Origin of the sequence: Altererythrobacter sp. (assembly GCF_050299635.1) — a bacterium.
Classification (GTDB): Bacteria; Pseudomonadota; Alphaproteobacteria; order Sphingomonadales; family Sphingomonadaceae; genus Erythrobacter.
In genome coordinates this window covers 79,282-91,843 of sequence record NZ_JBNKWF010000006.1, presented here as the reverse complement: position 1 = coordinate 91,843, position 12,562 = coordinate 79,282, and the positions used below count along the sequence as shown (strand labels likewise).

The following is a 12,562-nucleotide window of genomic DNA, read 5'->3' as shown; positions in this document are numbered from 1 at the left end:
CAACCGGCTTAACTGCCGGAGTCTGACGCATTGGCTGCTGCACTGCCTTCACCGGTGACGAGCGCGCCACCATTTGCCGTCAGGTCGGCAGCCGGGATCGTGTGCATGGCATCGCCATTCGAGACGACCACTTCTTCGACCTCGCCGCGCGAATTGGCTACGATCTGCCGGACTTCGCCTATCGGCATGCCTTCAGGCGATACCACCGGCATTCCCGGCGCAATCGCAGCAGCGCCCTGCGCCGCGCCTGCAGCCGAACCCGCGACTGCGAGGGGCGAAGAGGTCAATCCGGCCGAGCCTTGTCCCTCTGCCGAACCCTCGCCGTTCGCCGAACCACTCGTAGCTGGGAGCCCGGTGGGTATCGAAGCGACAGCGCCGTGGGTCTGAGCGACAGCCTGCGTAGCTACGGATTGCGCAGAGTTCACAGTTGCGCTCGCCTGGCCGGTCGCGCTGCCGGTGAGGGATTGAACGGCGTCTGTGCCGATCAACTGCGCCTGGGCCTCGCCACTGCCCGATGCATTGCCGCTTCCGTTTGCATTCGCCCCTATCGGGGCGATCGGGGTGTTGACCAGCTGGGCCACATTGGCCGCACCTGCAACGTCGGCGCTTCGGCGCGCTTCGACCCGGCCCGAGCGGCGATCGACCGATTGGCTGCCATCGGTTGCGGCATTGCCGCGAACGGCGCCGCGCGTGGTGCTGTTGACGGTGTCAGTGGTGCGCGAGATCGTGCTGCCCAGGTCGAGACCCGAACCGATACCGCCGGCCAGCCCGCCAGTCAGCCCACCGCCTCCACCGAGCAGTTGGGCCTGTGCGGGCATCGCCGCGAGAGTGAATGCCGTTGTGGCAATAAGGAGCTTTTTCATCGTTTCGTCCTTTCAATTGTCTGCAAGCAGGATTTCCGCCCGCTCAAGGACAAAACGAGTGGCCGCGCCGGTTTAATTCATCACAGCCGCGAATTTTATCGGGATGGGCGACATGCGCCGCAAAGAAGGCCGCGGCCATAAACCCCGTCGGGGCCTTTCTTGCCGAGATCGCGCGCTTCGGCATCAAGCCGCTGGCGCCAGCCGCCCCCATGGTCGAGCGCGGCCGCGAGCCGCGCAGCAACCAGCGGCGTCGCAAAAGAGGTTCCACGCAACTTCATGCGCCCGCCTTTCGCATTGCGCGCATAGATATCCGCGCCTGGCGCAGCATAGTCGAGATGAAGCGCCCTTCCCGCTTCGATCAGGGCCCGATCGTGCCTGTCGACCGCAGTCACCGCCAACACCTTGCTGTAGGATGCGGGATAGGAGGGCGGCGATGCAGGACCGTCATTCCCCACAGCCGCAACCACGACGACGCCCTTGGCCTGTGCGCTTGCCACGGCCCGTTGAAGCAGCGCGTTTTGCGGGCCAACCAGGCTGATATTGATGACCTTGCTTCCACTTTCTACCAACCAGCCAAGGGCCCTGGCGATGGCAAGCGCATTGCCGCCGGCCTTGTCGGTTCCATAGACATCGGCAACGCGGATTGTGCGCACTCCGGCGTAACGCAAGAGCGAGGTCACTGCGCTGCCGTGATTGCTGGGATAGGGTGCGCCATCGGCGAAGCCGCGAACCGCCTGGACCGCAATCCCATCGCCCGGTGCACCGTCGATAATTCCCACAGGCGTTGCAATCGATCTTGCAACCGGCTGCGCCATCAATGGCAGGGCGGCCGCCGGGCCGCTGCGAAAGTGAAGGTTGTCGGCGCTGATCTCTGCCTGAGGCAAGACTTCCTGAAGTTTGCGTTGCGCCCCGGCGAGCGTAAGCCCTTCCGGCAAGGCGAGCCTGGTCACGACAAGCTCCAGACCGTCGATCCGCTCGATGCCATTGGCTTCAAATCCGAGCGATTGAGCCGTGGCAATGTCTTGTGCGCTGGCATCAATCAACAGCAGCGTCCCCTTGCGCGCAGGAGCGCCCGCCGCATCAAGTTCGAGGATATCGCGATTGCGCCGCACCAGCCGGTCCAACCGCCGCTCTCGCAGGTCTGCCAGTCTTGCGGCCTTCCGCGTCACATCCTCGCTCACGTCCAAGACCGGATCGAGCACGCTCCCCGTGACGGGATCGAGCACTGTGCCGGTCTGCGGCAATTCCACCTGCGGCAGCCCGAGCTGCGCCGAAAGCGGCGCCGCCAGCAAGGCCAGGCCCAGTGAAATGAGGAAAATCCGCACGTGCATATGGTGCCCCTTCACTATCTCGCATTAAGCATGGATGAAACGGGCGAGGTCGTTCGTTTAATCCATGGAAGGCAAAGGCACTGAGCACGTCGTTCGAGCATAATGTGTTGGAGCTGCTGCCCCGATTGCGCCGTTTCGCGATCGGGCTGGCGGGCCATCCTGCCGACGGCGACGACCTTTGCCAGATGACGATCGAGCGCGCGCTGACCCGAAAGGACCAGTTCCAGCAGGGCACGCGGCTCGATAGCTGGATGTATCGCATCATGCGCAATATCTGGATCGACGAAAGCAGGGCGCGCTCGCGCCGATCCGAAACCTTCGTCGATGAGGAGGCCGGGTTTGCGGTCGGCGCTGACGGTGCGCAAGAGGCGAGCATCGCATTGAACGATATTGACCGCGCCATGCAGCGGCTGCCCGATGAGCAGCGCGAGGCTGTGCTGCTGGTGATGGTCGAAGGCTATTCCTACAAGGAAGCCGCAGCGATCGTCGATTGCCCGGTGGGAACGCTCAATTCGCGCCTGGTGCGCGGGCGCGATGCGCTGATGGAAATCCTGGAGGCTGAAGCATGAGCATTTCGCCTGAAGAACTGGCCGCCTTTGCAGATGGCGAATTGTCGGGCGAAGCCGAAGCGCGCGTCGCCGAAGCGATAGCCGCTGACCCTGAGCTTGCCCGTCAGGTCGAAGCGCATCGGGCGCTCAAGGCAAAGCTGGCGAGCCATTTTGCGCCGATCCTTGAGCAGGACGTGCCCGACCGGCTGACACAATTGCTTGCAGGTGCGGACGAGCATGACGGCGATGGCGGCGTTGTCGATCTCGCCAAGGCCCGTGACAAGCGCCAGGCCAAGCGCGTACTGCCCGCCTGGGGTTGGGCTGGTGGAGCGATTGCCGCATCGCTCGTCGCGGCGCTGGTGTTTACAGTCGGAGATCGCGACCGTCCGAGTTATGCCGGAGCGAATATCGCATCGGCGCTCGAGACTCAGCTGGTTGCTACCCAGCCCACCGATGCGGGAACGCGTATATTGCTCAGCTTCCGCAATGGTTCGAACGAGCTATGCCGCGCCTTCACTTCAAGCGACGGCAGCGGAATCGCTTGCCGCGACGATCGAGGCTGGCGCTACCAGGCTGTCGGCAGCGGCAGTTCCAGCGGCGGCAGCGAATATCGCATGGCGGGCAGCGATGGTGAATTGATGGCAATTGCCCAAGACATGGCCGACGGGCCAGCACTCACTTCCGAGGATGAAGTCGCTGCTCGCGATAACGGCTGGCGCGACTGAACTGTGCAAACGGCGCTCTCGCCATGCCTCCACTCATCTCGCCAAAAAAAGGGCCGGTGCGAAGACCGGCCCTTCCAGGCAAAACGGGTACGGATGCAGAGGGAGTCGAGAGGTCCGCCCGCCCTGCCCTGGAGCTATGAACCGACGGTCACTGTCCCCTGCCGATAGCCGCGCTTGGCCATCTGCTTGACATAGTGCTTGCGCTCTTTGCGCAGCTCATCGCCATATTCTTCCCACGCGTCACGCTGATCTTCCAGGTCGCTCGCGCGGCGAAGATCGCTGGCAAGTTCCTTCTGCGCCTCCATCACATCGATGCGATAATCGAACCACAGGCTGTTCTGGATTCCGGCAATGGGTGCGTTGAAGATCAGCTTCTCCTGTTCGCGAGCATAGGACTCTTCCGGCAGAGTCGGTGCCGCCGCATGCACGATGGCGCTGGATGCCAGCGCGGCAAGGCCGGTGAGAATTGCAAATTTGTTCAACGTCGTTCTCCTTCAAATCCTGGCCGGGATTCCGGCCGGTCAGAAGGGAAACGAGCTTGCGACCGGCTTTAATCCGACCGAGCGAGAAAAATTATGCTGGGCCAATTGCAGCTGGTGCATTCCATTCGCGCCAGGATGCGCATTTGTCCCGGATCCGGCTCTGTATCGCTCAGGACCAGAGGGGTCAGCCGGTGATCGGCAGGAAGGACAATGCATAGACAAAGAAAGCCGTAGCGCACGCAGTCACCGCCAGAATTGCCAGGGGGAGCCAATCGGGAACGGGTTCGTAGCTGGGATGCGACCGATGCGCTGCCGCTATCTCTTCCCTTGCAAGCGGCTCGGGCCGGGCAGGAGCCGCCAGAAGGACTGCGCTGATGGCGGCCTGTTTGATTGGATTGTCAAACATTGCGCCAAACTGGTCGCCGTTTTGCCTCACGATCTTCGCTTCGACCTGCCCCGCTTCGGGAACATCGATCTGGATCGTTTCGCCCACTTCAAGCTCGGCGGACGTTTGCAGAAGCAATCCCGTCCGCGACAGATTGAGGATCAGGACGCGTGTATTGCCCCGCGTCTCCGCAACGTCGAGACCAAGTGTGACGACACGTCTTACTGCACCTCGCCTTTCGGCAGAGGGTTCAACTGGCGATATGTAAGCGGCCTTTGGAAGCATAGACAATCTCCATGCTTCAGTTCAGCATTGCGAAGTTAAAACCTGCTAAACGCTTGACTCGACACGACTTGCTACCGGTTCGATCTGTCGCGAAGGCCGCTTTGCCCGGGCTCAGTCTAACATGCGAAATGGGCTCCACCTAAGCGGAGCCCATCGCCAGAAGTCCAAATTTCAGGGACTGACCGGTAAATCCTGCAACCGGCTGTTCGAACCTTCGCTCGCAATTATCGCCCGGGATATGCCAGGCATTGCTTTCGACAGGGCCTTCTCCAATCCAGGCGGTATCTGCGATGAACGTTGAGGCTCTCCCTTCGATTGCGCCGCAACCGAAGTGGCAAACGCCAATCCGATCACTACGGCTGCAAGGCTGACGGGCAAGTTTGGCTTACGCATAGGGTTCTCCGTTATTGGCGCCCCCACTTGCGAAAATGACACAAGTTCGCGTCCGGGCACCCCTCAATCGGTGGCCGGTGCGCCAGACCGGACTGGCAGAAATTCCGCGAATTGACTGAAGGTTGCACCGTTCCAGATACAGGATGAGCCGCCATTGCGGCCTGCCCATCTCACAGCCTGAAGCATGGAACCGGAATTGACCGGTCGACCGAATCGGATCGGCCAAACCAGGACGCGAAAGCTAGAGTATGCGACCACCTATCTCGAGACCGGTCGCCCAGCGGATCTCAATGTCATAGGTCTCATCGCCGCAAACCAGCTTGACCAGCGTGGTAGGGTTATGAGGAGATCCAAGTTTGGCCCGAAATCCATCGCTCGATAGGTCGAGCAATGTGCAGGCGACCTCTCCACCCATCTCGTCGGCGAGTATGGCCTCTTTGTTGACCGCGATACGCGGATTGAGCCGCTTCCCTTTGTCTGACATCTATTCACCCTCATTTCTTGTCTTCAGGCGTCATGCGCCAGGCGCAAGACCATGTTCCAAGAGTGCCGCAACCGAGCGGAAAGACGCGGCGGTGGGCCGATCTTGCGCTCAACGCATTTGAGTTCATTCAGGTCGGACGTGCGCGCGATACACGATAGTTTCGCGCTTCAACCCATTCGTCCAACGGAGGGCCAAGGCAGGTCGACCGATCCACGATTGGATCTTCATGCGTCAACTTGCTTCCCCCTCGGCCCGCTTATCAAGGTGTCGGGCGCGGCAACTGTCCGAAAATACAAAATCGATCAAATACAATCTTTTGGGTTGAAAAAGGGAAGATTTCGAAAGTGTCCTGGCTCGGCATTCTCGTCAGCCATAGCGCTCTCAACTCGATGATGTTCGAAAATTGGGCCACAATCCGGCGGCCATTCGGCAGCTTCATTCAACACCAGAAACGCAAGCCAGCCACGAAGGATACTGTCGACGCGGGTTCTCCTTCTGCCGGCGCATAATCAGCAGAATCGCCGAGCTTCCGTTCCCATGAAATGCCGCCATAGGGCGCCAATTGTTACGTTCAGCCGCGCGACACCAGCTCGCGCTGGTCGGCCATGCCCATGGACGCAAGAACGGGCTCGCGCGCCTGCAAGTCCTGGAATCCCGCCTTGTCTGCCATGCCGCGCCAGTCAGCACAGATCAGCGATTGCGCGACGGCTCCGCCCAGCGTCGTTCCGGGGCCGAGAATGATGAACAGGTCGGGCGCAAACTCGCGCGCGGCAACGGTGATCGCCCGCGTGAGGTTATAGGGCTGCGTGACCTGCGCCCCCAAGGTGTAGCCGTACAGCGCCTCGGCATCGGTTGCACCGGGCCACCAGATCTGGCCATGGCCATCGATCAGAGGCAAGCCCGGCTGACCGAACAGACCTGGATCGAGCCTTGACCTGCCCTGCGCGGCAACCGGCTCCTGCATCGGCGTGTGGAAGGCGGCATGATTGGCCAAACGCATGGGGAAGCGGCCCTGGACCGGCTCGACAGCCTTCTCAAAGGCGTCGAGTCCCGCCGCATTGCCCGCCAGCACCAGCATTCCGCCGAGATCGATCGAGAGGTAGAGTTCAACCTCTTCACGCGCTCCAACCTCCTCCACCAGCGCAAGCAGTTCCGCCTTGCGTGCGGGGTTGGGCACCCAGTCTTCATCGACCCAGGGATAGATCAATTGTCCGCCGATCAGCGATTGCTGCATCAGCGTGCCCATGGTGTTGGCGACGACGAACCCATTCTCCGCCGATAGCGCTCCGCCGCAAGCCAGTGCGGTGTACCAGCCCATCGAGTTTCCGGAGACCGCCACGATCTCCACCAGATCGCGATCGATGACGCAGAAATCGCCGTAGGATGCGGCAAAGATCAGGCCCGAAGCATTGTCGCCGCGGGTATGCTTCGCCATCGAGAAGCGATCGGCCCCGTCGAGTGCGCTCAGCGTCTCCTGATTGCCCTCACCTCTAATGGCATCGAAGCGCGCAAGCAGCCCTGCATCGGGGAAGTGCCGCGCGAGGTAGCCGAGTTCAGCCGAATTGTAGGTCCCGCGCCCCGGGCAAATGACGACAGCGGACTTCCTTTCGCCGTTCATTTTGCACCTCCGGCTAGCGCAAGCGCGGCTTCGACAATGCTGTCCCTTGACGGCATGGTTGCCGCATAGGCCGGGCCGGTTGGAATGAAGCTGTCCTCTGCCGTCAGGCGGGCATGCGGCAGGTTGGTGTGCTCGGCCAGAGTAGCCATCAGCGCCTCGGCCACCCCGCCCGTGCGCCGCGTCTCATCGACGATCAGGACAGAACCGCAATCCGCGACAGCATCGGCGATTGCCTGTTCGGGCAGCGGCGAGAGCCAGCGGATGTCGACAATACGGGCATTCACGCCTTTGTTTGCGAGAATCGGCAATGCCTGATGCGAAAGATGGGTGCCATTGGCAAAGGTGACGATAGCGAGATCGGTGCCCTTCCCATGCACGCCGACCTCCCCGAAACCAATCCTCTCGCACGGTTCGGGGTAGAGCTGCATCCATCCACCATCGCCAGCCTCGTGAAGGTCCCGCATCTGGTAGAGCGCAATGGGCTCCAGAAACGCCACCAGCCGCTGTTCCTCGCGCGCCAGACGCACGCATTCGCGCAGCATCATTGCCGCATCGCGCCCGTTCGACGGGCAAGCGAGGATCAGGCCCGGAATGTCGCGCAGGACGGCCAGCGAATTGTCATTATGGAAGTGCCCGCCAAAGCCCTTCTGATACCCAAGCCCGGAAATCCGCACGACCATCGGGTTTGAATATTGCCCGTCGGAGAAAAACGGCAGCGTCGCCGCTTCGCCGCGCAGTTGATCCTCCGCATTGTGGAGATAGGCGAGGAACTGGATCTCCGGCAGCGGGATGAAACCATTCTGCGCCATGCCGATTGCAAGACCGAGGATCGATTGCTCGTCCAGCAGCGTATCGATCACCCGCGCCCGTCCGAAGCGCGTCGAGAGCCGCTGGGTGACGCCGTAATTGCCGCCCTTTCGGCCTATATCCTCGCCCATCATCACGATTTCGCGATGCTCAAGCATCAGGTCGGTCAGCGCCATATTGACAAGTTTGCCCATCGGTTGCGGCTTGGACATCGCCGCCATGTCGGACCCGAACACATTTGCACGTTGCTCCGGCGCAGGGCCATTGGTCGCGGCGCATTTGCGTTTCGGAGGAATGAGGCTGGCCATGACCTGCTCGGCTGTCTTGAGCCGGTCGCGCGTCACCACTTCCCTTGCGATGCGCGCAACCCGCGCAGCCGTGTCTTGGTAGATGCCGAGTGCGCCTGCAGGATCGATCACCTCCGCTTCGTCAAGCTGGCGGACCATATGCAGCAGTGGATCCTGCGCCTCTTCGGCCTCGACCTCCTGGCGCGAGAGATAGGCCATCGCGACATCCGCGCCTGCGTGGCCGTAAAGCCTGATGGTGCGGACATGGAGAAACGCGGGCTTGCGCCGGTTGCGGACGTATTCTGCGGCTTCCTGAGCGACGCGGAATGTCTCGTAGATGTCGAGACCGTCGCATTCGAAATACTTCAGACCCGGTCGGTGCTCGAACGTCGCCTTGATCCAGCCTCTCGGGGTCTTGGTCGAGATGCCGATGCCATTATCCTCGCACACAAACAGCAGCGGCAGCGGCACCGATTGGTAGCTGGTCCACTGTGCTGTGTTGAAGGCGCCCTGTGCGGTGGAGTGGTTCACCGAGGCATCGCCGAAGGAACAATAGACGATCGCATCGTCAGGCATCGTCTTGAACTGGGGCGACTCCCGCTTCGCCAAACCCAGTGAATAGGCAGCGCCCACTGCCTTGGGCAAATGGCTGGCGATGGTCGATGTCTGCGGCGGAATGTTTAGCGTCTTCGAACCCAGCACCTTGTGCCTGCCGCCCGAAATCGGATCCTCGACAGAACAGGCATAGGACAGCAGCATGTCCCATGCGATCGTCTGGCCGGGCACCTGTTCGGCGCGCTGGATCTGGAAAGCAGCGTCGCGGTAGTGGAGGAAGGCCATGTCGGTCGGGCGCAGCGCCGCCGCCACGGCAGCGATCCCTTCATGACCCGAAGGCCCGATCGAGTAATAGCCCTGCCCTGCCGCCTGCATCTTGCGGCTTTCCCGATCGAGTGCGCGCGTCAGACAGGCCGAGCGGAAGATCGACAGAGCCAGTCGTTCGTCAAGCGGACCGGTGGCAGGCCGCCCCTGTGGAAGATCACCTTCGCTGACCCGGCGCAGGAAGTTCTCATGAACAACCGTAACGCGGTCCATCGCCTGCGCCATCAGAAGAACGCCTGTATCCCGGTCTGCGCGCGCCCGAGGATCAGCGCGTGAACATCATGCGTACCTTCATAGGTATTGACCGTCTCAAGATTTATCATGTGGCGGATCACCTGGAATTCCTCGGAAATGCCGTTGCCGCCATGCATGTCGCGGGCATTTCGAGTGATCTCGAGCGCCTTGCCGCAATTGTTGCGCTTGATCAGCGAAATCATTTCCGGCGCGGCCTTGCCTTCTTCGAGCAAACGCCCGACACGCAGCGCCGCCTGCAATCCCAGGGTGATTTCGGTCTGCATATTGGCCAGCTTGAGCTGGAACAGTTGGGTCCCGGCGAGCGGCTTGCCGAACTGTTTGCGATCGAGCCCATATTGCAGCGCTGCCTGCCAGCAGAACTCCGCCGCGCCCATTGCACCCCAGGCAATGCCGAAGCGCGCACGATTAAGGCAACCGAACGGCCCCTTGAGCCCGCTGACACCAGGCAGAAGCGCGTCTTCACCAACCTCGACATCGTCCATCACGATTTCACCGGTGACAGATGCGCGCAGCGAGAGCTTACCCGCAACCTTGGGTGCGGAGAGCCCCTTCATGCCCTTTTCCAGCACGAAGCCCCGGATTGCACCACCATGCGCTTCCGATTTCGCCCAGACGACAAACACGTCGGCAATCGGCGCGTTGGAGATCCACATCTTGCTGCCATTGAGGACGTAGCCGCCTTCAATCTTGCGCGCGACTGTACGCATTCCCGCCGGGTCGGAACCCGCATCGGGCTCGGTCAGGCCGAAACAGCCGATCAATTCTCCGCTGGCAAGGCCAGGAAGGTATTTCCGGTGCTGCTCGGGCGAGCCATAGGCATGGATGGGATACATCACGAGGCTCGACTGAACGCTCATCATCGAACGATAGCCGGAATCGACGCGCTCGATCTCTCGCGCCACCAGACCATAGGTTACGTAACCGGCACCGAGCCCGCCCAGCTCCTCAGGGATAGTGACGCCAAGCAAACCGGCCTGCCCCATCAGCGGGAAGAGTTCGGGGGCAACCGTTTCCTCCCGATAAGCGTCGATAACACGCGGCTGCAACTCGCTCTGCGCGAACTCTCGCGCGGCGTCGCGCAGCATCCGCTCGTCTTCCGTTAGCTGCTCCTCCAGCAGAAAGGGATCGACCGCATCGAAGCTAGAAAGGGAAGGACCGTGACCGTCAGACATTTGTGCACCTAGGGATAGAAGGGAGCTCTCGCTCGATAAAATGCTAGTTCCAGAACTTCGATTCTCGCCAGCCATTTTGGCTCAAAAACAGAAGCCGCCCTGCAATAGCGCCCCGATTTGGAATGCCAAGCTTGGAACCTGCGCTATGTCTACACGGCCTGGGCCGCATTCAAGCAAGCGGGCATCGAAGGGGCTGCGCCAGATTTTGGTGCCCTCAGGTCGAGACTCTATCTGTGCGGGGCCCGGCAAGAACTGCTCCCAAGAATGGAAGACAGGCCCAAAGCCGGCTCTCCAATCGTTTGGCTGGATGCCCTTTCGGGAACGCGTTCAAAGGCGAATCTACCCCTCCACGATGAGTTTGCGGAGCTTGTATTTCTCGACCTTGTTGGTCGGAGTACGCGGCAAGTCATCCACAATCCGGATGAACCGCGGGCGCATGTATTTCGGCATGTTTTCCGTGGCGTAGGCCCGAACGATGTCCTCGCTTAGCGCGTCCGGTGAAGTGGCGATGACAAAGGCGGCGATGTCGTCTTCATTGCCTTCCTCGCTGGGAACACCGACAACAGCGCTCATTCTTACGCCCGGATGGCGGTTCAGCAGATCCTCGACCTGGAAGGACGAGAGATTCTCACCCCGCACCCGAATGCGGTCGCCCAGGCGATCATTGTAGTAGTAGAAGCCGTCCTCTCCGAGGAAGGCAGCATCGCCCGTATGGAACCAGAGGTTGCGCAATGCATCGGCAGTCGCCTCCGGCTTTCGCCAATAGGTCTGCAGGAAGATGTTGGGCAATTTCGGGCGTAGCGTGAGATGGCCGATCTCCCCCGTGTCGCACAAGCTGTCATCCTCTCGCCGAACGGAGACCTCCACAAATGGGCTCGGCACCCCCATTATGCCTTTGCGCTCCGCCTGCTCAGGCGAAATGACCGGCACATTGATTTCCTGCATGGTCTGAGCGATTTCCGCATGTGAAGGGCCGAAATACAGATCGGACGGCGTACCCTCACCCTCGCCGGATTGCCGGATCATCACTATCAAGCCGTTGCCGGTTTCAGTCTGGCCAAAACCAGCCGTCACGTGATCGATGCCAAACCGGTCCGCGAATACCGCATGGTCGAGCGGTAAAGGCTGCATATGAACCTTGTTGAGCGTGTTGCGCCGATCGTCAGCGCCGGCCGGCGCTTTCATCAGCCAGGGAATCATGACATCGAGCAATACCGCAGTGGTCGCTTTGCGCTCGGCAATGCGGGACCAGAATGAGTCCGGGCTGAAACGGTTCCAGATCGCGACTTCGCATCCCAGCCAGGCCGCGCGACAGATGTTAAAGACCGCGCCGCCGACGTGATACATCGGAAGATCGTTGTAGATGACGTCGTTTTCATTGCACAGCTTGCGACTGAGAAAGGTGTACTGCGCCATCCAGCGATGAGGCAGCAGGACGCCCTTGGCCGGACCGGTCGTTCCCGAAGTGTAGATCAAATTGGCTGCGTCACTGGGATCCAGTTTCACATCGGCTGGCGAACAATCCGATGTCAGCTCCGACCACGCGATGCTTCCGTAGGTTCCATCGATGGAAGGCACGTCTGCGTCGTTGGGGTTGATAGGGTCAGCACATACGCTCACCTTCGGCGCATCTTCCAGCAGTGAGGCGACTTCGTTCAGTGCAGGGAGCAGGTCCGGCTCGGTAATGACCAGTCGCGGGCTGGTGTCATTCAACTGATATTCCAGCAGTCGCCCTGTGTAGGAGAAGTTGATCGGGCAATAGACCGCTCCCGCCTTCCAGATTCCGAACATGGAAAGCGCCGCCAGCAGTGAATTGGTGCAGAAGACGCTGACATGATCGCCCTTCCCGATACCCAGGCGTTGGAGATTGCCTGAAATCGCATCGGTGCGCTGTGCGACGTCGGCGAAGCTCATCTCCGTTCCCGTTTCGCCATAGAACAGGAAGGTGTTGCTTCCTCGTTCACGGGACCAACGATCGAGCTGCTCGGTGACTAATTCACCGTCAGCGCCGAGCAACTGCGCCAATTCGTTCTCGGTCATCGTCAATC

The 12,562-nt window shown here is 60.9% G+C and carries 12 protein-coding genes; 2 read left to right on the top strand and 10 right to left on the bottom strand.

All coding sequences use genetic code 11. The annotated features are described in order from the left end of the window. Positions 1 to 8 precede the first annotated feature (8 nt). Positions 9 to 863, bottom strand: a complete 855-nt coding sequence (locus ACQY6C_RS04645) for a hypothetical protein (protein ID WP_427965405.1) — start codon at positions 861 to 863, stop codon at positions 9 to 11. 95 nt (positions 864 to 958) lie between these two features. Then, positions 959 to 2,194: a S8 family serine peptidase gene (locus tag ACQY6C_RS04640; protein ID WP_427965402.1), complete on the bottom strand. Its 1,236-nt coding sequence runs from the start codon at positions 2,192 to 2,194 to the stop codon at positions 959 to 961. Between the two features lie 125 nt (positions 2,195 to 2,319). Between ACQY6C_RS04640 and ACQY6C_RS04635 the strand changes: the two genes are divergently transcribed. Then, positions 2,320 to 2,763 carry an RNA polymerase sigma factor gene (locus ACQY6C_RS04635; RefSeq protein WP_427965399.1) on the top strand — a complete coding sequence of 148 codons (444 nt, stop codon included), beginning with the start codon at positions 2,320 to 2,322 and terminating at the stop codon, positions 2,761 to 2,763. Beyond that, on the top strand, positions 2,760 to 3,467 hold the full coding sequence (locus ACQY6C_RS04630; protein WP_427965396.1) for an anti-sigma factor family protein: 708 nt from the start codon (positions 2,760 to 2,762) through the stop codon (positions 3,465 to 3,467). Before ACQY6C_RS04635 ends, ACQY6C_RS04630 begins: the two co-directional genes overlap by 4 nt. A 134-nt stretch (positions 3,468 to 3,601) precedes the next feature. On the opposite strand, the gene ACQY6C_RS04625 is transcribed toward ACQY6C_RS04630, so the two are convergent. The 8 genes from ACQY6C_RS04625 to ACQY6C_RS04590 all read right to left on the bottom strand — a co-directional run bounded on the left by ACQY6C_RS04625 (position 3,602) and on the right by ACQY6C_RS04590 (position 12,554). After that, on the bottom strand, positions 3,602 to 3,949 hold the full coding sequence (locus ACQY6C_RS04625) for a hypothetical protein (RefSeq protein ID WP_427965393.1): 348 nt from the start codon (positions 3,947 to 3,949) through the stop codon (positions 3,602 to 3,604). Positions 3,950 to 4,133: 184 nt separating this feature from the next. Then, positions 4,134 to 4,619, bottom strand: a complete 486-nt coding sequence (locus ACQY6C_RS04620; protein ID WP_427965390.1) for a PilZ domain-containing protein — start codon at positions 4,617 to 4,619, stop codon at positions 4,134 to 4,136. A 634-nt stretch (positions 4,620 to 5,253) separates the two neighbouring features. After that, positions 5,254 to 5,496 carry a hypothetical protein gene (locus tag ACQY6C_RS04615; RefSeq protein ID WP_427965387.1) on the bottom strand — a complete coding sequence of 81 codons (243 nt, stop codon included), beginning with the start codon at positions 5,494 to 5,496 and terminating at the stop codon, positions 5,254 to 5,256. Between the two features lie 439 nt (positions 5,497 to 5,935). Next, positions 5,936 to 6,058: a copper resistance protein B gene (locus ACQY6C_RS04610; protein WP_427965384.1), complete on the bottom strand. Its 123-nt coding sequence runs from the start codon at positions 6,056 to 6,058 to the stop codon at positions 5,936 to 5,938. 9 nt (positions 6,059 to 6,067) lie between these two features. Then, positions 6,068 to 7,114 (bottom strand): ACP S-malonyltransferase, encoded by a 1,047-nt coding sequence (locus ACQY6C_RS04605; protein ID WP_427965381.1) that lies wholly within the window; start codon positions 7,112 to 7,114, stop codon positions 6,068 to 6,070. Continuing rightward, positions 7,111 to 9,312 (bottom strand): thiamine pyrophosphate-dependent enzyme, encoded by a 2,202-nt coding sequence (locus ACQY6C_RS04600; protein ID WP_427965378.1) that lies wholly within the window; start codon positions 9,310 to 9,312, stop codon positions 7,111 to 7,113. The genes ACQY6C_RS04605 and ACQY6C_RS04600 overlap by 4 nt, the downstream gene beginning before the upstream one ends. Beyond that, the gene (locus ACQY6C_RS04595) at positions 9,312 to 10,514 is read right to left on the bottom strand and encodes an acyl-CoA dehydrogenase (RefSeq protein WP_427965375.1); all 1,203 of its coding nucleotides are present in this window, start codon (positions 10,512 to 10,514) and stop codon (positions 9,312 to 9,314) included. The genes ACQY6C_RS04600 and ACQY6C_RS04595 overlap by 1 nt, the downstream gene beginning before the upstream one ends. Before the next feature lie 339 nt (positions 10,515 to 10,853). Beyond that, positions 10,854 to 12,554 carry a class I adenylate-forming enzyme family protein gene (locus ACQY6C_RS04590; protein ID WP_427965373.1) on the bottom strand — a complete coding sequence of 567 codons (1,701 nt, stop codon included), beginning with the start codon at positions 12,552 to 12,554 and terminating at the stop codon, positions 10,854 to 10,856. Between the last annotated feature and the right edge of the window lie 8 nt (positions 12,555 to 12,562).